This is a genomic window from Sphingomonas faeni, from assembly GCF_030817315.1.
Classification (GTDB): Bacteria; Pseudomonadota; Alphaproteobacteria; order Sphingomonadales; family Sphingomonadaceae; genus Sphingomonas; species Sphingomonas faeni_C.
This window is the reverse complement of the sequence record NZ_JAUSZF010000001.1, coordinates 3,140,544-3,160,129: the sequence shown is the minus strand read 5'-3', so window position 1 is coordinate 3,160,129 and position 19,586 is coordinate 3,140,544. Positions and strand designations below refer to the sequence as shown.

Here is a 19,586-nt window from a genome sequence, read left to right as displayed (position 1 = left end):
GGGATGTTTCCGCCCGAATGCCGTTCCGGCAGGGTAGTCCTGCCCGTCCGGCGACGACCCGGCCCTCCCGTGGGCGGTGGGCCGATGCGCAGGCGTTTGCCGCGCTCGATCTCGGCACCAACAATTGCAGATTGCTGATCGCGCGGCCGCAAGCCGGCGGGTTCGCGGTGATCGACGCGTTCTCGCGTATCGTCCGGTTGGGCGAGGGTCTGGCCTCGACCGGCAAGCTGAGCGACGCGGCGATCGAGCGGACGATCGCCGCCTTGCGCGTGTGTTCGGACAAGCTTCAGCGACGCAACGTCACGCTGGCGCGATCGGTCGCGACGGAGGCCTGTCGGCAGGCGTCGAACGGACCGGACTTCATCGCGCGCGCATTGGCCGAGACGGGCATCCACCTCGACATCATTTCCGCCGAGGAAGAGGCGCGGCTGGCGGTGCTCGGCTGCCATGCGCTGATCGAGCCGGGGGAGGATCCCGCGCTGGTGTTCGATATCGGCGGCGGATCGACCGAGCTGGTGCTGATCGATACCTCGACGCCTGTTCCGACCGTGCTCGACTGGCATTCGGCGCCGTGGGGCGTGGTGTCGCTGACCGAGCATGCCGGCGGCGGCGAGGGTGAGGACGGTCGGCGCGCTGCCTATGCGAAGATGCGACAGGTCGTCGCGGACAGCTTCGCGGGGTTCGCCAGTCGCCTCCCCCGGCATATCGAGCGGCCCCGGCTGCTCGGCACCAGCGGCACGGTGACGACGCTCGGCAGCGTGCATCTCGGGCTCAGCCATTACGACCGGTCGGTGGTCGATGGGCTGATCGTGCCGGCCTCGGCGATGCGTAAGATCAGCGCCGACCTTTCCCATATGTCGATCACGGAGCGCGCCAAGCTGCCGTGCATCGGCAACGAGCGCGCCGACCTGGTGGTCGCGGGCTGTGCGATTTTGGAGACGATCATGGATTTGTGGCCCGCCGAGCGGCTCGGCATCGCCGACCGCGGTATTCGCGAAGGCATACTGCGCGGACTGATGGGTTCGCCCAAGCCCGGCAAAGCCACGGGAGCGACGGCATGAGCCGCGGCGGCTCCGGCGGGCATGTCCGCGTGCTCACCGCGCGCAAGCGGACCGCGCAGTCGACGCGCTGGCTCGAGCGGCAGCTGAACGATCCGTATGTGAAGCGTGCCAAGGCCGACGGGTACCGTAGCCGCGCCGCCTACAAGCTGATCGAGCTGGACGAGCGGTTCGAGCTGATCCGGGGATCGAAGCGCGTCGTCGATCTGGGCCTCGCGCCGGGCGGCTGGGCGCAGGTGATCCGGCGGCGCATCCCTAAGGCAACGGTCGTAGGCATCGACCTGCTCCCGGTCGATCCGATCGAGGGCGTGACGATCTTCGAAATGGATTTCCTCGACGATGCCGCACCCGGCAAGCTGATCGAAGCCTTGGGCGGCGCACCGGATCTGGTGCTGTCGGACATGGCGGCGAACACCGTCGGGCATCCGCAGACCGATGCCTTGCGGACGATGGCGCTGGTCGAGACGGCGCTGCACTTTGCGTGCGAGGTGCTGGAGCCGGGCGGCACGTTCGTGTCGAAGGTCTTCGCGGGCGGTGCGGACTCCGAACTGGTCGCGGAGATGAAGCGGAACTTCAAGACGGTGAAGCATGCCAAGCCGCCGGCTAGCCGCAAGGGGTCGGTCGAGTGGTTCGTCGTGGCGCAGGGGTTTAAGGGTCGGTCAGCGGATTAGCCTGGCTAATCCGCTGACCGACCCCGGCCAGCGTTGCGCAGCAACGACTGACGACGCGGCTTTGCCGTGGCGCCCTGCCTTAGGGTGGTCGCAAGCGATGCGGCCGGAATGAAGCATAAGCATGTTTCCCCGCGAAGGCGGGGATCCAGACTGGGCTCCCGCCTTCGCGGGAGAACATGGGCGAGGCTCGCCAGATGTGATGCGTCGATCAACGACCCACGTCTTCGTCATGCCCGCGCAGGCGGGGATCTATATTCTCGGACGGTCGCGATCCTACGATAAGCTGGCCAATATGGGTTCCCGCCTCCGCGGGAATGACGGCTTTGGGGTGGACCGACTTAACCCGTGCCCTCACCCTTCCCACGGCAAGCGCCGCGGGCCCCTTCCCTCTCCCCTTCAGGGAGAGGGTATAAAGAAAAAGCCCGCGGACTTTGGTCCACGGGCTCTCTCTGTTTCGCGCGCCGCGGCAAAGCCGCGTCGTCGGTCGGGCGATGCCCGCCGGCCGGGGTTTCGGCCGAGCCGCGGATTAGCTTTCGCTAATCCTGCTGCCTCAACCCTCGTAATCCGCCCCAAGATTCTGGTTCCGCGGCGGCGCAGCAGCGGTAAGACGCAGTGCTTCGGCCGAAGCTGCCAGGCTGCCGACGGCGTCGACCTCGTCGTCGTCGTCGACGCGAACCTTCTGCAGGCCCTGGATGACCTGTTCCTTGAGATGCGCCGGCTTGACGTTCTCGTCGGCGATCTCGCGCAGCGCGACGACCGGGTTCTTGTCGCGGTCGCGATCGAGCGTCAGTTCTGCACCGCCCGAAATCTGGCGCGCACGCTGGGCCGCGAACAACACCAGGTCGAACCGGTTGGGGATCTTGTCGACACAATCCTCGACGGTAACGCGCGCCATGCGGCTTCCTTCGTAACAACGATAGAATGAGAATGCGTTGCCTACGGGGGGTGGCCTGCAAAGTCAAGAAATGCGCGGATGCCGCCCCCCGGGTTGCCACTCGCGCGCCCGGTGTCCATCAGGCGCACCATGGAAGATCCCGCGGAACAGCCGACTTTCGCCGTCGACGGCAACCAGATGACGCTGCTCGATACCGGCCCCCGGCGCATCGACGCCGTGCTCGCGCTGATCGACGGTGCCGAGCGGACGTTGCGCATACTCTATTACATCTACGCCGACGACGAGTCCGGAAAGCGCGTGAATGCCGCGCTCCTCGCCGCTGCCGAACGCGGGGTCGAGGTCGCGCTGATCGTCGACGGCTTCGGTAGCGACGACGCCTCCCAGGCCTTTTTCGAACCGCTAGAGACCGCGGGTATCTCGGTATGCCGCTTCTCCGCCCGGTTCGGTCGCCGCTATCTGCTGCGCAACCACCAGAAGCTCGCGCTTGCCGACGAGACGCGGATCATCATCGGCGGGTTCAACATCGAGGACGATTATTTCGGGACGGCGGCCGAACAGGCGTGGCGCGATCTGGGGTTGCTGGTGGAGGGACCGGCAGCGGGACGCCTGGCAGGGTATTTCGATGCGCTGAAGGACTGGATCCACGAGCCCAAGGGCAAGCTGCGCCGGCTCAACGCGGCGCTGTCGCACTGGAGCGAGACGAAGGGCGCGACGCGGTGGCTGATCGGCGGACCGACGCGGAAACTGTCGCCCTGGGCACGCGCGGTGCGGGACGACATGCGCGCCGGACGACGGATCGACATCATCGCCGGCTATTTCACGCCCAGCCCCACGCTGCTGCGGCGGCTCGACAAAGCCGGGCGCCGGCAGGCGGACGTGCGGATCGTCACCGCGAGCAAATCGGACAACAACGCCACGATCGCCGCCGCGCGGTTCACCTATGCCGGTCTGTTGCGCAAAGGCGTGCGGCTGTTCGAATACCAGCCGACCAAGCTGCACACGAAGCTCTACGTGATCGACGATGCGGTGCACATCGGCTCGGCGAACTTCGACATGCGCAGCCTGTTCATCAACCTCGAACTGATGCTGCGGATCGAGGATGCGGCGTTCGCGGCGCACGTCCGTGGCTACATCGACGGCGAAGTCGCGAAATCGACCGAAGTGACAAAGGAACTGTACCAGGCGAACACCGGCTGGGTGCAACGCATCAAGCAGCTCGGAGCGTATTTCGTGGTCGCGGTGGTGGACCCGAGCTTGTCGCGCGGACTGAACTTCGGGATCGACGAGTAGGGACGTCGAGCGAGGCGTGCCACACTGAGACCAACACTCCCGTCATCCTGACGAAAGTCAGGACCCAGGATAACGGAAGCTGCCGCTTTGGGCTCTGGGTCCTGACTTTCTTCAGGATGACGGAGGGGTGTTGGGCGAGCTTTGAGTCTACCCGACGTAACGCAACACCAGCGCCGACGGCAAAGCCGCCGTCGGACGGGTTCGGCTCTCTAGCCGACCCGCCGGCCGGGCCTGACGCTGCGCTGCGCTATCGCTTTGCGCATCGGCGCGGGCGTGGCCGCGCCTGCCTCAGTCCTTCCACGCCCAATACAGCTGGGCCGGCGGGACGTTCCACCACTCCATGTCGTGATCGATCGACACGAAATGCGGCGTCAGGAAGTCCTTCACCTTGGGCGAGAACTGATAGACCAGGAACGCGCCGCCGGTCCGCAGCACCGAATGCGTGGCGCTTGCGATCGCCGGACCGACGCCGGGGGGCAGCGTCGAGAAAGGAAGCCCGGACAACACGTAGTCCGCCTTTTCGAAACCGTGAACCGCAACGATCGTCTCGACCTCGTCCGCCGACCCCAGCACCGCGAAGAAACGCGGGTCGGTGATCGTGTGGCGCAGATACTGGATGAACTCGGGGTTGGTATCGATCACCACCAGCTTGGCATCGGGTGCCATGCGGTCGAGAATCGGGCGGCAGAAGGTGCCGACGCCCGGACCGTATTCGACGAACAGCTTGCAGTTCGCCCAGTCCACAGGACCGAGCATCTTGCGAATCAGCTTGTCCGACGACGGCACGATCGAGCCGACCATGACCGGGTGTTTCAGGAACCCTGAAAAGAACATCTGCCACGGGGACGGCACGCCTGCGGGTCGGCTGCGTGCACGCCGGGTGGCGGTGGTCGAACTGGGCATCGCGTTCCTTACGGTCAGGGGTCCCGCACGCTGGCGAGGCTTTGGCCCTCCCGTCGCACGAATTCCGAACGCGTTTCAAGGCCCGCGGGTTGCATCGGGCGACGAACCGAAGCGGAAGTCGTTCTGCGCCAAGCGGTTCACCCGCTTTGGCTCCCGCTTTGCCAAGCGTACCGCATCGCTTAAGAACCGGTCATGAACGACGATCGTACAGGACGGATTGCGGTTATTTTCGTGTCGATCCGTAACGACGCGAACCCGATCGGTTACGGCCGGGCGGCGGCGGCGATGGACGCGCTCGCCGCGCAGCAGCCGGGCTATCGCGGTGTCGACAGCGCGCGCGAGGCGGGCGGTGACAGCGCGCGCGAGGCGTGCGGTATGGGGATCACTATAAGCTACTGGGCGGACGACGCCGCGGCGATCGCATGGCGCGACCATCCCGAGCACACCGCGATTCGCGACCACGGACGATCGCTCTGGTACGACAGCTATTCGGTGAACGTCTCGCGGATCGAGCGTGCCTATGATTGGACTCGACCGTGATCGGCCCGGCGACCGGGACCACGACCGAAGGCCCCAAAATCGACCGCCGCTTCGCGCTGATGTTCCTCGTCATGCTGACGATCGCGGCGGGGAATACCGCGTTGCAGTCGGTGCTGCCCGCGCTCGGTCGCTCGCTCGGCGTCGCCGACAGCGCGGTCGCGGCGGCGTTCTCGGTCTCGGCCCTGCTATGGGTGATCGCCGCGCCGTTCTGGGCCAACCGGTCGGACAAGCACGGCCGGCGGGCGATGATTCTGCTCGGGGTCGGCGGGTTCAGCGTATCGCTGACCCTGTGCGGCGTGTTCCTGCTCGCGGGGATCAACGCCTGGATCGGCGGCACGACCGCGTTCCTGTGCTTCATCGGCGGACGGCTGATCTACGGTGCGTTCGGCGCCGCGGCCCCGCCCGCGGTCCAGGCGCTGGTCGCCGGCGAGACGACTCGCGAGGAACGGACCAAGGCGCTGACGCTGCTCGCCTCGGCATTTGGGCTCGGCACGATATTGGGGCCGGCGATCGCGCCGTATTTGATCCTCGGCTCGATCGGCGGGGTCGAGATCGGGCTGGCGGGCCCGGCGTTCCTGTTCGCGGTGTTCGGCGTGGCGGTGTGGATCACGGTCCGGCGGATGCTGCCCGACGACAAGATCGTCGCCCCGCACGAGACGCACGGCGCAAGTTCGGCCTACCCCTCGATCGGCGGCGCGCCGACCGGCGCTTCGGTCGCCGCCGCCACCGGCTCCCATGTCGAGCATGTCGGCTATACCGATCCGCGCATCCGTGCCTGGATGATCGCCGGGCTGGTGATGGGCCATGCTCAGGCGATGACGGGCCAGGCGATCGGCTTCCTCGTGATCGACCGCCTCCACCTCGCCCCCGCGCTCGCGCTGGAGCCGACCGGCATCGTCCTGATGATGGGCGCGGGCGCGGCGTTGCTCGCACAATGGGGCATCATTCCGCGGCTGAACATGACCCCGCGGCAACTCGTGCTGACCGGGCTGGTGCTGGCCGCCGCCGGCACCGCGCTGACGGGAATCGCGACGTCGCTCTATACGATCGCGACCGCCTACGCGCTGGCGAGCCTCGGCTTCGGATTCACCCGACCAGGGTTCACCGCGGGATCGTCGCTGGCGGTCGGGGCCAACGCGCAAGGCTCGGTCGCGGGCAAGGTGACGTCGATCAACGGCGCGAGCTTCGTCCTCGGCCCGTCGATCGGGGTCGGCTTGTACGAAGCGCAGCACTCGCTGCCGTATCTGGTCGCGGGTGCCGCGTGCGCAGTGATGATCGCCTATGCCTGGGTAGCCCTGAAGGACGCAAAAGACGCCTAGGCTCGGCGGTGCGAGAGATCCGGCCTTACGCCAGCAACCCCCGCGCCCGGTCGGCCAAGCGGTCCACCGCTGCCGCGTGTATCGCCGGCGTAGACGTCAGCACCCCGAACGCCTGCGGCCGTGGCTTGTTGAACACCAATGGCGCGCCCAGCGCATCGCTCACCGCCGCCCCCGCTTCGCTCGCGACCAGCACCGCGGCGGCGATGTCCCATTCATTGCCCCAGCGAAGCGTCGCGACGAGGTCGGCCTCGTCGGCGGCGACCATCGCGATGCGCAGCGCGATGGAATTGGGTTTGTGGACCATCACGAGGTCGCGGTCCGCCTTGGGAAGCGCGTCCACAGGCGTGCGGCTACCGGCGAAGTCGGTGCGGTCGCCGGCCTGGAGCGGCACGCCGTTGCGCGTCGCGCCCTGCCCCGCCACCGCGTGCCAGCGTTCGTCGCGCGACGGGGCTTCGAGGATGCCGATCACCGGGCGCCCGCGGTCGACCAGCGCGACCGAAACGCACCAGCCGGGCCGCGCGCGGATATAGTCGCGCGTACCGTCGATCGGGTCGACCACCCAAAGCAGGTCGTGCGCGAGGCGGTCGGCATTGTCGGCGGTTTCCTCGGACAGCCAGCCAGCTTCGGGCAGCAGCGCCGACAGCCTGGCCTTGAGCATCCGGTCGATCGCGATATCGAGTTCGCAGACCGGGCTGCCGGGGGTCTTCTCCCAGCGCTGGAAATCGGTGTCGAACCGGTCGAGCGCCATCGCCCCGGCCTCCGCGGCGATCCCCGCGACGGCGTCCGCCATCGCCCGCAGCCACTCAGGCGACCGCTCGGGTCCGCTAGACGGATCAGCCACTCGCCACCGTCATCCCCTCGACGCGCAACGTCGGCACGTTGACGCCGTAGCGGAATTCGAGGTCGTTGGCGGGCGTCATCGCAAGGAACATGTCCTTGACGTTGCCGGCGATCGTGAACTCCGCGACCGGCGTGGTGATCTGGCCGTTCTCGATTCTGAAGCCCGCCGCGCCACGGCTGTAGTCGCCGGTCACGCCGTTCGCGCCGCCGCCCATCAACTCGGTGACGTAGACGCCCGATTCGATGTCGGCGATCAGCGTTTCGAGCGGAATATGGCCCGGTTCCATGAACACGTTGCTGGTCGCCACGCCGGGTCCGCCGCCGACACCGCGCGCGGCGTGGCCGGTCGGTTCCAGGCCAAGCTGACGCGCCGATGCGGAGTCGAGCAGCCAGCGTTCGAGCATCCCGTCCTCGATGATGTCGCTCGGCGAGACCGGCAGGCCTTCGCCATCAAACGGGCGCGAGCGCAGGCCGTGCGGGCGGTGCGGATCGTCGCGGATGGTGATGCCGTGCGCGAACACTTGGCTGCCGAGTGAATCGAGCAGGAAGCTGGTCTTCCGCGTGATCGCCTGGCCCGAGATCGCGCCCAGCATGTGGCCGACCAGCGATCCGCCGACGCGGCGGTCGTAGACGATCGTCGTCGCGCCGCTGACGAGGCGGCCGGGATTGAGCCGGGCGACCGCCTGTTCGCCAGCACGTCGGCCGATCGCGTCTGGCGCTTCGAGATGCGCGCGGAGACGGGCACTGCTGTGCGCGTAATCGCGTTGCATGCCGCCGCCCTCGCCTGCCAAGACGCTGGCCGAGACGCCGTAGCCAGTCGCGGCATAGGCGCCGGCGAAACCGTGGCTGGTGGCGAGCGCCCAGACGCTGCGCGAGGCGCTCGCCCCGCCGCCTTCGCTGTTCGACACGCCGGGGACCGCACGCGCGGCATCTTCGGCTTCGAGGGCTGCGTCGCGCAACTGTTCGGGGCTAACCTCGCCGCCGTCGTCTAGGCCGAGCATGGGAATGATGCCGTGGAGCAGGCGATCGGCGGGGGCTAGGCCAGCCCAGGGATCCTCCGGTGCCTCGCGCGCCATCGCCACCGCTCGTTCGACGAGCGCGTCCATCGCGGCGGTCGACAAGTCGGAGGTCGAGACGCTGGCGGAACGCTGGCCGACGAACACGCGCAGGCCCAGATCCTCGCTTTCAGAGCGGCCGATATCCTCGAGCTTGCCGAGGCGGATCGACACGTCGAGCGAGGCGTCGGCGGCAAACACTGCATCCGCGGCGTCGGCGCCCGCCGCCTTCGCGCGCTGGACGATGTCGTGGGCGCGGTCGCGGGCTTGGTCTGGGGTCAGCATATCAGCGACTTAAGGATGGAGGGACGTGCCGACAACCACGCAGGCGAGGAACATGAGCAGTCCGGCGAACCGGTTCGATCGGAAGCGGGCGAGTGCGGCGGTGCCCGCGCCCTCGTGCGTGTCGGGTTTGAGCGTGACGACCTGCCACGCGAGATGGACCGCGACGGGGACGAGCGCGGCGATCGCCAGCGGGTCGGGCCGGACTTGCCAGAAGGCGGCGGCCCAGAGCGCGATCGCGGCGATGTAAAAGACACCGACGCCGGCCCTAACATGGCTGCCCATGCGGAGCGCGGACGAGCGGATGCCGATCATTGCATCGTCCTCGCGGTCCTGCAGCGCATAGATCGTGTCGTAGCCGATCACCCATGCGATCGAGCCGGCGTAGAGCAGCCACATCGGCGTATCGAGCGCGCCGGCGATGTCGCTCCAGCCGACCAGCAACGCCCAGGAGAAGACGATGCCAAGCCACGCCTGCGGCCACCAAGTGATGCGCTTCATGAAGGGGTAGGCGGCGACGGGGGCGAGGCTGGCGAGCGCGACGATCGCGGCGAAGGGGGTGAGTTGGAGGAGGACCACGAGCCCGATCAGGCAGAGCGCGACGAGCCAGATCCAGGCGAGCTTGATCGAGACGAGCCCGCTGGGGATCGGGCGAGCGCGGGTGCGAGCGACCTGCGCGTCGAGGTCGCGGTCAACGATGTCGTTGAACACGCACCCTGCCCCGCGCATCGCGATACTGCCGAGGAGGAGCAAGAGGATCAGGTCCCAGCGTTCCACCGCGCCGCCGGCGAGCGCGACGCCCCAGGCGCCGGGCCAGAACAACAGCCACCAGCCGATCGGGCGGTCGACGCGGGCTAGGAGCGCCAGGCCGCGGAGGGTTGGCGGGAGGCGACCGACCAACCCTCGGTGTTCGCTGTCGGGGACGATTTCCGCGTGGCTCGGCTTGGTCTGCATGGCGGGGGCGTAGGAAGACGGGGTTTGGCGCGCAAGCCTTTGCCGGCTAGGGTCGAGGGAGTGTCGCGTTCGGATCCCCTCGCATGATCGGCCTTTCGGTCGCCGTCGGCCGCTTCGTCGAGGCGCTGTTCTGGGGGATCTTCCGGGTCGCGGGCGCGGTAGCTGGGGTGTTGATCCTCGGCGTCGTGGTCTTGACGGTGACGTGGCTGGTAGCGCGAAAGATGTGGGCACGGCGAAAGCGTTGATCTGACGATGTGAGCGCAGGGAAGCGCGGACCTTCCCCCCTCCCTGAAAGGGAGGGGTCGGGGGTGGGTCGGCCGCTTGGCGAACGTGTCGGCAGTTACAGGCCAACCCACCCCCAACCCCTCCCTTCCAGGGAGGGGAGCATAGAAGGGCGCAAATCCTCCCCGGCACGGGGAGGGGGACCGTTCGCCATAGGCGAAGGGTGGAGGGGGATCACCACGCGCGTAACCCCGGCGGTAAAAGGCTCACGGCTTCAGCGCTTTCAACGCCCGGGGCAAAACGCAAGCGTGACGCGCGCGAAAGCCCCTCTCCACCAGCTGCGCTGGTCCCCCTCCCCGTTCCGGGGAGGATTTGCTAGGACGTCCCATGCCCGCAACTCCCGCATGGCCGCCGCAATCCACGCCGCGCCTCTTCATCGACACGCCGCTCGCACCCGGCCCGCTCCACGTCGACGGCCCGGCCGCGCATTATCTCGCAGGCGTGATGCGGCTGAAGATCGGCGATCCCGTAAAGCTGTTCGACGACCGCACTGGCGAATGGCTCGGCGTCGCGTCGAGCGTCGGCAAGCGCGATCTGGTGCTCGACGTCACCGAACTACTGCGACCCCGCGAGGACGTGCCCGATCTGTGGCTGTGCGCCGCGCCGCTCAAGAAGGGCCGCGTCGACTGGATGGCGGAGAAGGCGTGCGAACTCGGCGTCGCGCGGCTGCAGCCCGTCGTCACGCGGCGGACGATCGTCGACAAGCCCAATACCGATCGCCTGCGGACGCAGATGATCGAGGCGGCCGAGCAATGCGGGCGCACCGCGCTCCCCGAGGTTACCGAACCGGTGAAGCTCGCCGCCCTGCTCCGCGACTGGCCCGCCGATCGCGCGCTGTTCTTCGCGGACGAGACCGGCGGCGTGCCAGCGCTGGAGGCGATGCGGTCGCGACCCGGTCCGGCCGCGATCCTCATCGGACCCGAGGGTGGCTTCGATGCGGACGAACGCGAGGCGATCCGCGCGCATCCGAACGCGGTCGGCATCGGCCTCGGGCCACGCATCCTGCGGGCGGAAACCGCGGCGGGTGCCGCCGTCGCGTTATGGATGGCGGCCGCCGGTGACTGGAGCGCCGATTGGAGCGCCGATTGGAGCGCCGATCGGGCGGGTGCATGACATTGATACCGATTGGTCCGAATCCCCTCTAGCACCCTCGTTCATCGGCGCGTAAGGCGCGGCGATGACGACGAATCCAGCCCCGCTCAAGACCAGCCCGACGATCGAGTCGCGCGACCAGTTGATCGCCAGCTTCGCGGGCGGCGAGAAGCCGAAGGACGCGTGGCGGATTGGCACCGAGCACGAGAAGTTCGTCTATGCGAACGGCGATCACCACGCGCCGTCGTATGACGAGCCCAGCGGCATCCGCGCGCTGCTCGGCGAGCTGGAGCAATATGGCTGGAAGCCGGTCATGGAAGGCGGCAACGCCATCGCCATGTCGGGTCCCGACGGCAGCATCAGCCTGGAGCCCGCGGGCCAGTTCGAACTCTCCGGCGCGCCGCTCGACAGCCTGCACGAGACCTGCGCCGAGACCGGCCGTCATCTGGAGCAAGTGAAGGCCGCGGGCGAGAAGCTCGGCATCGGCTTCCTCGGGCTCGGCATGTGGCCGGACAAGACGCGTGCCGAACTGCCAACGATGCCGAAGGGGCGCTACGCGATCATGCTGCGGCACATGCCGCACGTCGGCAGCATGGGCCTCGACATGATGCTGCGGACCTGCACGATCCAGGTGAACCTGGATTACGCATCCGAGGCGGACATGGTGAAGAAATTCCGCGTCGGGCTCGCGCTCCAGCCGCTCGCGACCGCGCTGTTTGCGAACTCGCCGTTCACCGAAGGCAAGCCGAACGGCATGCTGTCGTATCGCAGCCATATCTGGTCCGACACCGATCCGCACCGCACCGGCATGCTGCCGTTCGTGTTCGAGGACGGCTTCGGGTACGAGCGCTACGCCGAGTACGCGCTCGATGTGCCGATGTACTTCGTCTACCGCGAGGGCAAGTATATCGACGCCGCCGGGCTGTCGTTCCGCGACTTCCTAAGGGGCGAACTCAGCGTCCTGCCGGGCGAAAAGCCGACGCTCGACGATTGGACCGATCATCTGTCGACCGCTTTCCCCGAGGTGCGGCTGAAGACCTTCCTCGAGATGCGCGGTGCCGATGGCGGGCCGTGGAACCGGATTTGCGCGCTGCCGGCCTTGTGGGTCGGGTTGCTGTACGACCAGGGTGCGCTCGATGCGGCATGGGACCTCGTCAAGGACTGGACCATCGACGAGCGCCAGTCGCTCCGCGATGCGGTCCCGAAGCTGGCTCTCGACGCGCCGATCGCGGGCGGCGGCAAGCTGCGCGATATCGCAGGCCAGGTACTCGACATCGCCGGCGCCGGCCTGTCGGCACGCGCGCGCTTCAACCGGGCGGGCGACAACGAGAGCGGCTTCCTCGACCCGCTGCGCGAGATCGTCCGCAGCGGCAAGGTGCCCGCCGAAGTGCTGCTCGATCGCTACAATGGCATCTGGGGTGGCGACGTCTCGAAGGTCTACGACGAAGCCAGCTTCTAACTCCTCCGGTCGGCGAAGGAGAGCCGAGATATAGTTTCCCGTCATCCTGACGATCTTGCCGTCATCCTGACGAAAGTCAGGATCCAGAGCCAAACAGCGCCCCGCCCGTAACCCTGGACCCTGACTTTCGTCAGGGTGACGGGGTTACGCGTGGCCTGCCTGAAGCGTCCCCCGCAGCCTCGTAAACAACCGCGGCACGAACCCGTTGCGCGTCATCCACGCGAAATACGCACGGTAATCCGGATCGAGCTTCAGATGCCGCTCCTCGGTCTTCGCGCGCCAGTAATAAACGCCGCTGACCGCCGCCAACAGCAACGTCGCCCGCACCGCGTCGACCAGGCTGCCAAGCGTCAGCACCGGGATCGTCGAGATCCACCAGAACAGATTCTTCGAAAGATACGCCGGGTGCCGCGACACCGCATACGGCCCATGCGTCAGGATCCCGCGGTTGGTCAGGTTCGAGAAACGGAACCCGAACGCCATCGTCGCCCACGCATAGATCGCGGTCAGCCCGACCAGCACCGTCCCGATCAGCGCAAGCAGGACCGGATGCCCCTGGAACCAGTATGCCCAGTCCGACGTACCGGGGTGATAATCGAGCGGCCCACCCGTATTCATCAGGATGAACGGCGGATAGCACATCAGCGCAGGCATCCACGCCGCCGCGTACGGATTGGCGCTGCGGATATGCGAATCGAGCGGCCGGAACGTCAGCAGATAGCCGACCGTCGCGAACGCCACGTCGATCAGGAGCATCAGCGTCACCAGCCAGCCCGACAGCGCCACCGGATCGCGGAGAACGATCGAGACGTCGCCGCGAACGAAATCGCCGAACCCCGGCGGCACGATCGCGAGCATGAAGGCGAGGAAGAACGTCTTCACGCCCCATGCGCGGAGGTGACCGTAGATCGCCTCGCGGTCGACGCCCGCCTGCCCGGTCAGCCAGGCGCCAAGATGCCACGCACCGTCGCGCGGCTCGACCAGATAGCGGTCGATCCACAGCACATAGGGTATCGGGGCGACGAACAGGATCGGCGCGGCGTTGGTGAAGCACTAGATCGCAAACGCGAAATTGCCCTGCCAATAAAAGCGCCCGGTGTCATAGATGACCGCGATCGCCGTCCAGGTCGCCCATAGTCCGGCAAGCTTCGTCAGGCTCAGGTCCAGCGTCTCGCGCAACGGCTTTCGCGCAGACCAGTCGATCCCGGTGCTGGGGCTGCGGTGGACCTTGTCGATCAGCAACGACCAGGCGACCATCGGCAGCCCGCAGGCCCCGACGTTCACAGCGCCGAATACGGCCCGTCCATGCCGAAATGCCGCGCAAACCCGATCCATGCGAGCACGCCGATCAGCCCCGACAGACCCGCACCATGGCTGACCGCGGATCGCGGACGAGGGTCGGCTTCGGCCCGATGGGCAAGCTGGGCGGCGTCATCCATGCGGGCGGTCATTAACGCGGATCGGTAAGCAAGCCATGAAGCATGTTTTCGAGGCCGGCCCCTTCCAGGGGGTGCCCCACTGGGATCGGCCCCACCGCGAACGGCCCACCGGGAACGGCAAGATGTGACAACACAGATCATAGTCGAGGCAAGCAACATCGTCCGCGAACTTGCCGGCAAATCGCCGACTACCGATGTTCCATTTCGAGACCCGCATGACCGCGAATTTAATCGCGGGCGCCACATCTGCCGTTACATTGCGACCCGGGGGGATCGCGATGTTCAAGAGACTCATCGAACGTGCCAAATGCATGATCGGCGTACACCGACGGTCTCGCAGACACACGGAATTCAAGGGCCGGGGCGGGGATACGAGCATCTGCCGCCACTGCAGCCGACCGATGCGGAGCACCCCGGCAGGCTGGATCATCGACAAATCGCGCTGATCGTGATCGGCGCGGGAAAAGGTCAGCGCACCGCAACGATCGCGCCGAGCCGGATTGATCCATCGGTGAATGGGTGGCGGAGCGGGAGGGATTCGAACCCTCGATACGCTTTTGACGTATACTCACTTTCCAGGCGAGCGCCTTCGACCACTCGGCCACCGCTCCGCATTGCTCTGGAAGGGGGTCTGCTAGTGCGGGTTGCGCGCGTGCGCAAGCGATTGCGTGCGGGGAGGTGCTCGGGCAGTCTGCGGCGATGCTGAATCTTCTTATCGCTACCGCGCTCGCGCAAGCCGTTCCGGTCGCCGCCACGCTGCCCTCCGATCCGATCCCGACGGATTGGGTCGCAATTCCGGACGACGAACTGCTCGTGTTCACGCTGGCCAATAGGCACCGGTTCACCGTGCGGCTCGCGCCCAAATATGCGCCCGTGCACATCGCCAACATCCGCAAGCTCGCCGCCGCCCATTGGTGGGATCTCGGGACCAGCGTCTACCGGCTACAGGACAACTACGTCGCGCAATGGGGCGATGCGACCGAGAAGAAACCGTTGGCCGCAGGCGTCGTCGCCAATCCGCCGGCGGAATATTCGCATGCCGGGCCGACCACAGTGGCACGGCTGTCGCAGCGCGATCCCTATGCCGAATGGGCGGGGTATAGCCGCGACGGGTGGCCACTGGCGGGCAATGGCGCGACCGAGTGGCTGCCGCATTGCTACGGCATGGTCGGCGTCGCGCGCGATCTGGCGCCGAGCACGGGCAGCGGTGCGGAACTCTACACCGTGATCGGCCATTCGCCGCGCGCGCTGGACCGCAATATCGCGGTGGTGGGCCGGGTGATCGACGGTATCGAGTGGCTGTCGTCGCTGCCGCGGGGAACGGGCGATCTGGGGTTCTACAAGACCGACGGGGAGCGTAGCCCGATCGTGTCTGCCCGTCTCGCAAGTGAGTTGCCTGCCGCCCAGCGACCGCGCTTCGAATATCGCGCTGCGGACAATGCCCGGTTCATCGCCTGGATCGCCTCGCGCGAGAACCGGGCGGGGCCGTTCTTCACGGTGCCGGCGGGCGGCGCCGACATCTGTGCCGCGCTGCCCCCGGTGCGCAAGGCGCGCTAACGAACGACCGGCGGCTTGCCGAACAGGCCGGCATTATAATCCTCGATCGCGCGGACGATTTCCTCGCGGGTGTTCATCACGAAGGGGCCGTGGGACATGACGGGTTGGCCGATCGGGTCGGCATGGCCGTACAAGATCGTGGCAGGTGCTTCGGTCTTAACGGTGATCGTGTCGCCGTCCACCGCGAACGTGGCGAGGTGCTGCGGCTTGATCGGCGTGCCGTTGGCCGATGGCGAACCGGCGACGACGTAGAAGAAGACCGCGCGACCACTTGGCGCCGGCAGGTCGACCTTTGCGCCGGCTTCGAGTTCGACGGTCATCATCGCGACATCGGTCAGCGACTCGATCGGGCCGCGCACGCCTCCGAAGCCGCCCGAGATCAGGTTGACGACACCGCCATCGACCGGGATCGCAGGAATGTCCTCTCGTTGAAGGCCGGTATAAGCGGGCTTGGTCATCTTGAGGCGGCCCGGAAGATTGACCCAGAGTTGCAAGATTTCCAGCGGGCCGCCGTCGCGCTTGAACGACGCTGGCGAGATTTCCGCGTGGATCAGGCCCGAGCCGGCGGTCATCCACTGGACGCCGCCCGCGCGGATCACGCTTTCGTGGCCGCCGCTGTCGAGATGCGCCATCTCGCCCTTCAGGATGAAGCTGACGGTTTCGAACCCGCGATGCGGATGCGGGCCGAACGGGAGGCCGCTGTTGCCGGGGCAATAGGTCTGCGGGCCATGATGGTTGAGGAACAGGAACGGATCGACCTGCGGCAGGCCCGGCCCCGGCAGCGGGCGCCGGGTGACCAGATCGGCGATGTCGTCGCGCTGGGCCGGATACTGGTTGAGGACCTGCCGCATGTCAGGATGCCTCGCGGTCGGCCGCAGTGGGGCGGGCGATGTCGGCGAGCAGGTCGTCTATTCCGCCGACCAGGAAGTCGAGCGTACGCTGGTCGGTGAGGCGGCCGTCCGCGATCTTCTCGTGCACCGCGCCGACGACAGCTTGGGGGCGCAGCACGGTCCGGGCACCGATCGAGGCCAGCGTCTCGTTGAGTTGCGCATGCGCGCGCGCGCCGCCGACCGCGCCCGGCGAGGAGGTCAGCGTGAAGACCGGCTTGCCCGTCAGCGTCGCCTTGCCGTGCGGGCGCGAGGCCCAGTCGAGCGCGTTCTTCAGGACGCCCGAGATGCCGTGGTTGTATTCGGGAGCTGCGATGACGATCCCGTCGGCCGCGCCGATCGCCGCGCGCAGGGCCGCGACGGCTTCGGGGGGCGTGTCGGTGTCGGCATCCTGATCGTAGAGCGGCACGTCGTTCAGCGCGAAGATCGTGAGCGCGGCCTTGTCGGCGACCGCTTCGCCGAGCGTGGTCAGGATCGCGGTATTGTACGAGCCGCGGCGCAGGCTGCCGGAGATCGCGAGCAGGACGGGAAGGGGCATGGACATTCCTTTTAGGTGAAGCGGTAGCCGGAGATCGCGGTTTGCAGCACGCGTTCGCTATACTCTTGCGTGCCGGGTTGGTCCGAGGCACCGGCGGCGACCATCAGCGGCAGGAGATGCTCCTCGCGGGGGTGCGAGAGGCGACCGGCGGGGGCTTCGGCCCAGTCGGCTAGCGCTGCGGTTCGAGCGGTCGATTCGGACTCCACGGCCCCGGTGAGCCACTGGTCGAACGCTTCGGACGGTGTGGTGAAGCGCGGGTCGCCGTACCCGCGCATATTGTGGAAGCTCATGCCCGAACCGACGATCAGCACACCCTCGTCGCGGAGCGGGGCCAGCGCGCGGCCCGCGGCAGCGTGGAGCGCCGGGTCGAGATCGCGATCGACGGACATCTCGACGACCGGGATGTCGGCGTCGGGAAACGCGACCTTCATGGGCACGAAGACGCCGTGGTCGAGGCCCCGCGTCGGGTCGACTGTGGCGATTAGCCCGAAGCCGCGCATAAGGTCGGCAGAGCGGGCGGCCAGCACAGGGTCTCCGGGCGCGTCGTAGCGAAGCTCGTAGGTATGCGCCGGGAACCCGCCATAGTCGTAGACCAGCGGCGGCTTGGCGGAGCCGGTAAAGGCGAAGCCGTGCGTTTCCCAATGGCCCGATACGACGAGGATCGCCTTTGGCTTGGCGGCGAGCGACGCCGGGATCGATTTGAGGAAGTCCGCCATGCCGGTCCAGTTACCCGCAGGATCGTCCATGAAGAAACACGGTCCGCCCCCGTGCGGGATGAAGAACGTTGGCTGGCGGGTGTCGGTCATGGTCCGAACCTAGGCAGCGGCGGCGGCGATCGGAAGGCCGTGAATGGCAACGCTGCGTTGCTGGACGCGCGCACCGTCACGTCCAGTAGAGTATCCTAGCCCCAGGGAGCTTGGCCGCGATCCCGTCCTGAAAGAAACTGCGAAGCGCGCGCATCGTATCGGCGTCGTAGACGTATTTCACCGAGCCGAACTTGGTGCGCTTCTCGGTACGATTTGCCATGCTGAGGTCGAGCGACGAGCCGGGATACCAGGTCTCGAGCACCGCCTTCGATCCCGGCGTATAACGGTGGGTGATCAGTTCGATCGTCACGTCCGGCACGTCGGCGAGCACCCTGCCCGCCTCCGCCAGTAATTCGCCATACGCCTCCCGCCAACCTTCGGCGGCGATGATCGGGGCGACCGTCAGGCCGATCTTGTAGCCCGCGTCCGCCATTTTCCGCAGCGCCGCCAACCGCGCGGCAACCGGGCTCGTACCGCCTTCGAAGCGCGCATACGCGGCGGGGTTGATCGAGGCGCGCATCCGCGTGCGGCCGCGGTGGTCTAGCGACAGCAATGGCTCGACCGTGTCGAACTTCGTGGTGAAGCGGAGCTGCACGTCGGCCTCCCACGCACCGAAATGCGCGATCAGCGCGGACAGCGATCCAGTGACGTGCTCGATGCCGAGCGGGTCGGTGTAGCAGGACGCCTCGAACGTCGTGCCCTCATGCGCGCGGGCGGTCGAGCGCGACGTGACGGTGCCCTGGCCGAGATGCGCGGGGGAGTTCGGCGAGGATCTCGGGGAGGTTCGCATAGACGCGCGTGATCGGTGGCCCTTTCAGCGAGCCGGCGAGGTAGCAATAGCCGCAATGCGCGGGGCAGCCCTCGGCGAGGTCGATCCGCCAGTCGGCGCTGGGGGCGATCGGCTGAAGCTTGCGCTTCGAGGGCGGCGCGACGACGAGCGCCAGCGTTGCCTTGGCTTCGGCATAGGCGCGGCGGGAGTCGTCGGGGAGATCGAGCTTGAGGCGGTCGCTCGGTAGCGTCGTGACGGGCACGCCGAGTGCAGTAGCCCGCGCGGCGATCTCGGCGCCGTGATCCCAGGTCAGCGCGGACGGTGTCGCGAGCAGTCGCTTCGGCTGCCAGAGTCGTGAGGATTGTGGCGCTGGCATCGAACGACAACGCGCGCCTTCGCCCAAGCGTTGCCGTTATTTGACGGGGCGTTTCTCCAGCTTCCGCGCGAGTGTGCGGCGGTGCATGCCGAGACGGCGCGCGGTTTCCGATATGTTGAAGTCGGTTTCGGCGAGCGTGGTGTGGATCCGCTCCCATTCGAGCGTCTTGATCGAGGTCGGACGCTCGGAGAGTTCGGTGTCGACGACTCCGTCGGTGCGATCAAACGCAGCTTCGATGTCGTCGGTGTTGGAGGGTTTGACGAGATAGTGCGACGCGCCGAGCTTGATCGCCTCGACCGCGGTGGCGATGCTCGCGAAGCCCGTGAGGACGACGACGATGATGTCGGGATCATGCGCGTGGAGCGTCTGAACGCAGACGAGGCCGGACGCGCCGCCGAGCTTCAGGTCGACGACGGCGTAGCGCGGCGTGCGCTCCGCCAGTTGTTCGACGAGTTCCTCGTGGCTGGCGGCCTGCATCACGTCATAGCCGCGGCGTTCGAACGAGCGGCGAAGGGTGCGGGCGAACGTCTCGTCGTCTTCGACGATCGCGAGCAGGGCGGGTTCGCTCATGCCG

Annotated in this window: 20 protein-coding genes, 1 tRNA gene and 1 pseudogene; 9 read left to right on the top strand and 13 right to left on the bottom strand. The window is 67.3% G+C overall.

Annotation, left to right across the window (positions count from 1 at the left end; genetic code table 11):
- Positions 1 to 17: 17 nt before the first annotated feature.
- Both QFZ54_RS14840 and QFZ54_RS14835 read left to right on the top strand, forming a co-directional pair.
- Positions 18 to 1,061: a Ppx/GppA phosphatase family protein gene (locus QFZ54_RS14840; protein WP_307088322.1), complete on the top strand. Its 1,044-nt coding sequence runs from the start codon at positions 18 to 20 to the stop codon at positions 1,059 to 1,061.
- Positions 1,058 to 1,729 carry an RlmE family RNA methyltransferase gene (locus QFZ54_RS14835; RefSeq protein WP_056487962.1) on the top strand — a complete coding sequence of 224 codons (672 nt, stop codon included), beginning with the start codon at positions 1,058 to 1,060 and terminating at the stop codon, positions 1,727 to 1,729. Before QFZ54_RS14840 ends, QFZ54_RS14835 begins: the two co-directional genes overlap by 4 nt.
- Before the next feature lie 550 nt (positions 1,730 to 2,279).
- Here the strand turns inward: QFZ54_RS14835 and rpoZ are convergent.
- On the bottom strand, positions 2,280 to 2,624 hold the full coding sequence (gene rpoZ / locus QFZ54_RS14830; RefSeq protein WP_055882033.1) for a DNA-directed RNA polymerase subunit omega: 345 nt from the start codon (positions 2,622 to 2,624) through the stop codon (positions 2,280 to 2,282).
- Between the two features lie 129 nt (positions 2,625 to 2,753).
- Here rpoZ and QFZ54_RS14825 point away from each other — a divergent pair, with 129 nt between their 5' ends.
- Positions 2,754 to 3,914 carry a phospholipase D-like domain-containing protein gene (locus QFZ54_RS14825; protein WP_307088317.1) on the top strand — a complete coding sequence of 387 codons (1,161 nt, stop codon included), beginning with the start codon at positions 2,754 to 2,756 and terminating at the stop codon, positions 3,912 to 3,914.
- 288 nt (positions 3,915 to 4,202) lie between these two features.
- Here the strand turns inward: QFZ54_RS14825 and QFZ54_RS14820 are convergent, their stop codons facing one another.
- The gene (locus tag QFZ54_RS14820) at positions 4,203 to 4,817 is read right to left on the bottom strand and encodes a class I SAM-dependent methyltransferase (RefSeq protein ID WP_307088315.1); all 615 of its coding nucleotides are present in this window, start codon (positions 4,815 to 4,817) and stop codon (positions 4,203 to 4,205) included.
- Positions 4,818 to 5,009: 192 nt separating this feature from the next.
- Here QFZ54_RS14820 and QFZ54_RS14815 point away from each other — a divergent pair, with 192 nt between their 5' ends.
- Both QFZ54_RS14815 and QFZ54_RS14810 read left to right on the top strand, forming a co-directional pair.
- Positions 5,010 to 5,357, top strand: coding sequence for an antibiotic biosynthesis monooxygenase (locus tag QFZ54_RS14815; RefSeq protein WP_307088314.1), 348 nt, complete (start codon positions 5,010 to 5,012; stop codon positions 5,355 to 5,357).
- Positions 5,358 to 5,416: 59 nt separating this feature from the next.
- On the top strand, positions 5,417 to 6,676 hold the full coding sequence (locus tag QFZ54_RS14810; protein ID WP_307089489.1) for an MFS transporter: 1,260 nt from the start codon (positions 5,417 to 5,419) through the stop codon (positions 6,674 to 6,676).
- A gap of 25 nt (positions 6,677 to 6,701) precedes the next feature.
- Here QFZ54_RS14810 and QFZ54_RS14805 read toward each other — a convergent pair whose 3' ends face one another.
- The 3 genes from QFZ54_RS14805 to ubiA are packed head-to-tail and all read right to left on the bottom strand — an operon-like array spanning position 6,702 to position 9,807.
- Complete coding sequence (locus QFZ54_RS14805; RefSeq protein ID WP_307088313.1) at positions 6,702 to 7,466, bottom strand: 3'(2'),5'-bisphosphate nucleotidase CysQ; 765 nt, start codon at positions 7,464 to 7,466, stop codon at positions 6,702 to 6,704.
- Positions 7,467 to 7,509: 43 nt separating this feature from the next.
- On the bottom strand, positions 7,510 to 8,856 hold the full coding sequence (locus QFZ54_RS14800; RefSeq protein WP_307088312.1) for a TldD/PmbA family protein: 1,347 nt from the start codon (positions 8,854 to 8,856) through the stop codon (positions 7,510 to 7,512).
- 9 nt (positions 8,857 to 8,865) lie between these two features.
- Complete coding sequence (gene ubiA / locus QFZ54_RS14795) at positions 8,866 to 9,807, bottom strand: 4-hydroxybenzoate octaprenyltransferase (protein ID WP_307088310.1); 942 nt, start codon at positions 9,805 to 9,807, stop codon at positions 8,866 to 8,868.
- 83 nt (positions 9,808 to 9,890) lie between these two features.
- Between ubiA and QFZ54_RS14790 the strand changes: the two genes are divergently transcribed.
- The 3 genes from QFZ54_RS14790 (at position 9,891) to QFZ54_RS14780 (ending at position 12,640) form a co-directional block, all read left to right on the top strand.
- A complete protein-coding gene (locus QFZ54_RS14790) occupies positions 9,891 to 10,052 on the top strand; it encodes a hypothetical protein (RefSeq protein WP_307088307.1) in 162 nt (53 codons plus the stop codon).
- A gap of 364 nt (positions 10,053 to 10,416) precedes the next feature.
- On the top strand, positions 10,417 to 11,202 hold the full coding sequence (locus tag QFZ54_RS14785) for a 16S rRNA (uracil(1498)-N(3))-methyltransferase (RefSeq protein WP_307088306.1): 786 nt from the start codon (positions 10,417 to 10,419) through the stop codon (positions 11,200 to 11,202).
- A 64-nt stretch (positions 11,203 to 11,266) separates the two neighbouring features.
- Complete coding sequence (locus QFZ54_RS14780) at positions 11,267 to 12,640, top strand: glutamate--cysteine ligase (protein WP_307088304.1); 1,374 nt, start codon at positions 11,267 to 11,269, stop codon at positions 12,638 to 12,640.
- Between the two features lie 144 nt (positions 12,641 to 12,784).
- Here QFZ54_RS14780 and QFZ54_RS14775 read toward each other — a convergent pair.
- Both QFZ54_RS14775 and QFZ54_RS14770 read right to left on the bottom strand, forming a co-directional pair.
- A pseudogene (locus QFZ54_RS14775) lies at positions 12,785 to 14,079 on the bottom strand (methyltransferase family protein).
- Positions 14,080 to 14,599: 520 nt separating this feature from the next.
- A tRNA-Ser gene (locus tag QFZ54_RS14770) sits at positions 14,600 to 14,690 on the bottom strand.
- Positions 14,691 to 14,778: 88 nt separating this feature from the next.
- Here QFZ54_RS14770 and QFZ54_RS14765 point away from each other — a divergent pair.
- Positions 14,779 to 15,636 carry a peptidylprolyl isomerase gene (locus QFZ54_RS14765; RefSeq protein WP_307088302.1) on the top strand — a complete coding sequence of 286 codons (858 nt, stop codon included), beginning with the start codon at positions 14,779 to 14,781 and terminating at the stop codon, positions 15,634 to 15,636.
- Here the strand turns inward: QFZ54_RS14765 and QFZ54_RS14760 are convergent.
- The 6 genes from QFZ54_RS14760 to QFZ54_RS14735 all read right to left on the bottom strand — a co-directional run bounded on the left by QFZ54_RS14760 (position 15,633) and on the right by QFZ54_RS14735 (position 19,582).
- Positions 15,633 to 16,487 (bottom strand): pirin family protein, encoded by an 855-nt coding sequence (locus tag QFZ54_RS14760; protein WP_307088300.1) that lies wholly within the window; start codon positions 16,485 to 16,487, stop codon positions 15,633 to 15,635. The genes QFZ54_RS14765 and QFZ54_RS14760 overlap by 4 nt on opposite strands.
- Position 16,488: 1 nt before the next feature.
- Entirely contained in the window at positions 16,489 to 17,061 is a 573-nt protein-coding gene (locus QFZ54_RS14755; protein WP_307088298.1) for an NADPH-dependent FMN reductase, read from the bottom strand.
- A gap of 11 nt (positions 17,062 to 17,072) precedes the next feature.
- On the bottom strand, positions 17,073 to 17,867 hold the full coding sequence (locus QFZ54_RS14750; protein WP_307088296.1) for a DODA-type extradiol aromatic ring-opening family dioxygenase: 795 nt from the start codon (positions 17,865 to 17,867) through the stop codon (positions 17,073 to 17,075).
- A gap of 76 nt (positions 17,868 to 17,943) precedes the next feature.
- Positions 17,944 to 18,657: a spore photoproduct lyase family protein gene (locus QFZ54_RS14745; protein WP_307088294.1), complete on the bottom strand. Its 714-nt coding sequence runs from the start codon at positions 18,655 to 18,657 to the stop codon at positions 17,944 to 17,946.
- Complete coding sequence (locus QFZ54_RS14740) at positions 18,569 to 19,012, bottom strand: spore photoproduct lyase family protein (RefSeq protein WP_307088292.1); 444 nt, start codon at positions 19,010 to 19,012, stop codon at positions 18,569 to 18,571. Before QFZ54_RS14740 ends, QFZ54_RS14745 begins: the two co-directional genes overlap by 89 nt.
- A 36-nt stretch (positions 19,013 to 19,048) precedes the next feature.
- Positions 19,049 to 19,582, bottom strand: coding sequence for a response regulator transcription factor (locus QFZ54_RS14735; protein WP_307088290.1), 534 nt, complete (start codon positions 19,580 to 19,582; stop codon positions 19,049 to 19,051).
- Between the last annotated feature and the right edge of the window lie 4 nt (positions 19,583 to 19,586).

Bases quoted from the DNA above. Each gene is read 5' to 3' on its own strand.
- QFZ54_RS14840 (WP_307088322.1), top strand. From the start codon at position 18: ATGCCGTTCCGGCAGGGTAGTCCTGCCCGTCCGGCGACGACCCGGCCC.
- QFZ54_RS14835 (WP_056487962.1), top strand. From the start codon at position 1,058: ATGAGCCGCGGCGGCTCCGGCGGGCATGTCCGCGTGCTCACCGCGCGC.
- rpoZ (WP_055882033.1), bottom strand. From the start codon at position 2,624: ATGGCGCGCGTTACCGTCGAGGATTGTGTCGACAAGATCCCCAACCGG.
- QFZ54_RS14825 (WP_307088317.1), top strand. From the start codon at position 2,754: ATGGAAGATCCCGCGGAACAGCCGACTTTCGCCGTCGACGGCAACCAG.
- QFZ54_RS14820 (WP_307088315.1), bottom strand. From the start codon at position 4,817: ATGCCCAGTTCGACCACCGCCACCCGGCGTGCACGCAGCCGACCCGCA.
- QFZ54_RS14815 (WP_307088314.1), top strand. From the start codon at position 5,010: ATGAACGACGATCGTACAGGACGGATTGCGGTTATTTTCGTGTCGATC.
- QFZ54_RS14810 (WP_307089489.1), top strand. From the start codon at position 5,417: ATGTTCCTCGTCATGCTGACGATCGCGGCGGGGAATACCGCGTTGCAG.
- QFZ54_RS14805 (WP_307088313.1), bottom strand. From the start codon at position 7,466: ATGGCGGACGCCGTCGCGGGGATCGCCGCGGAGGCCGGGGCGATGGCG.
- QFZ54_RS14800 (WP_307088312.1), bottom strand. From the start codon at position 8,856: ATGCTGACCCCAGACCAAGCCCGCGACCGCGCCCACGACATCGTCCAG.
- ubiA (WP_307088310.1), bottom strand. From the start codon at position 9,807: ATGCAGACCAAGCCGAGCCACGCGGAAATCGTCCCCGACAGCGAACAC.
- QFZ54_RS14790 (WP_307088307.1), top strand. From the start codon at position 9,891: ATGATCGGCCTTTCGGTCGCCGTCGGCCGCTTCGTCGAGGCGCTGTTC.
- QFZ54_RS14785 (WP_307088306.1), top strand. From the start codon at position 10,417: ATGCCCGCAACTCCCGCATGGCCGCCGCAATCCACGCCGCGCCTCTTC.
- QFZ54_RS14780 (WP_307088304.1), top strand. From the start codon at position 11,267: ATGACGACGAATCCAGCCCCGCTCAAGACCAGCCCGACGATCGAGTCG.
- QFZ54_RS14765 (WP_307088302.1), top strand. From the start codon at position 14,779: ATGCTGAATCTTCTTATCGCTACCGCGCTCGCGCAAGCCGTTCCGGTC.
- QFZ54_RS14760 (WP_307088300.1), bottom strand. From the start codon at position 16,487: ATGCGGCAGGTCCTCAACCAGTATCCGGCCCAGCGCGACGACATCGCC.
- QFZ54_RS14755 (WP_307088298.1), bottom strand. From the start codon at position 17,061: ATGCCCCTTCCCGTCCTGCTCGCGATCTCCGGCAGCCTGCGCCGCGGC.
- QFZ54_RS14750 (WP_307088296.1), bottom strand. From the start codon at position 17,867: ATGACCGACACCCGCCAGCCAACGTTCTTCATCCCGCACGGGGGCGGA.
- QFZ54_RS14745 (WP_307088294.1), bottom strand. From the start codon at position 18,657: ATGCGAACCTCCCCGAGATCCTCGCCGAACTCCCCCGCGCATCTCGGC.
- QFZ54_RS14740 (WP_307088292.1), bottom strand. From the start codon at position 19,012: ATGCCAGCGCCACAATCCTCACGACTCTGGCAGCCGAAGCGACTGCTC.
- QFZ54_RS14735 (WP_307088290.1), bottom strand. From the start codon at position 19,582: ATGAGCGAACCCGCCCTGCTCGCGATCGTCGAAGACGACGAGACGTTC.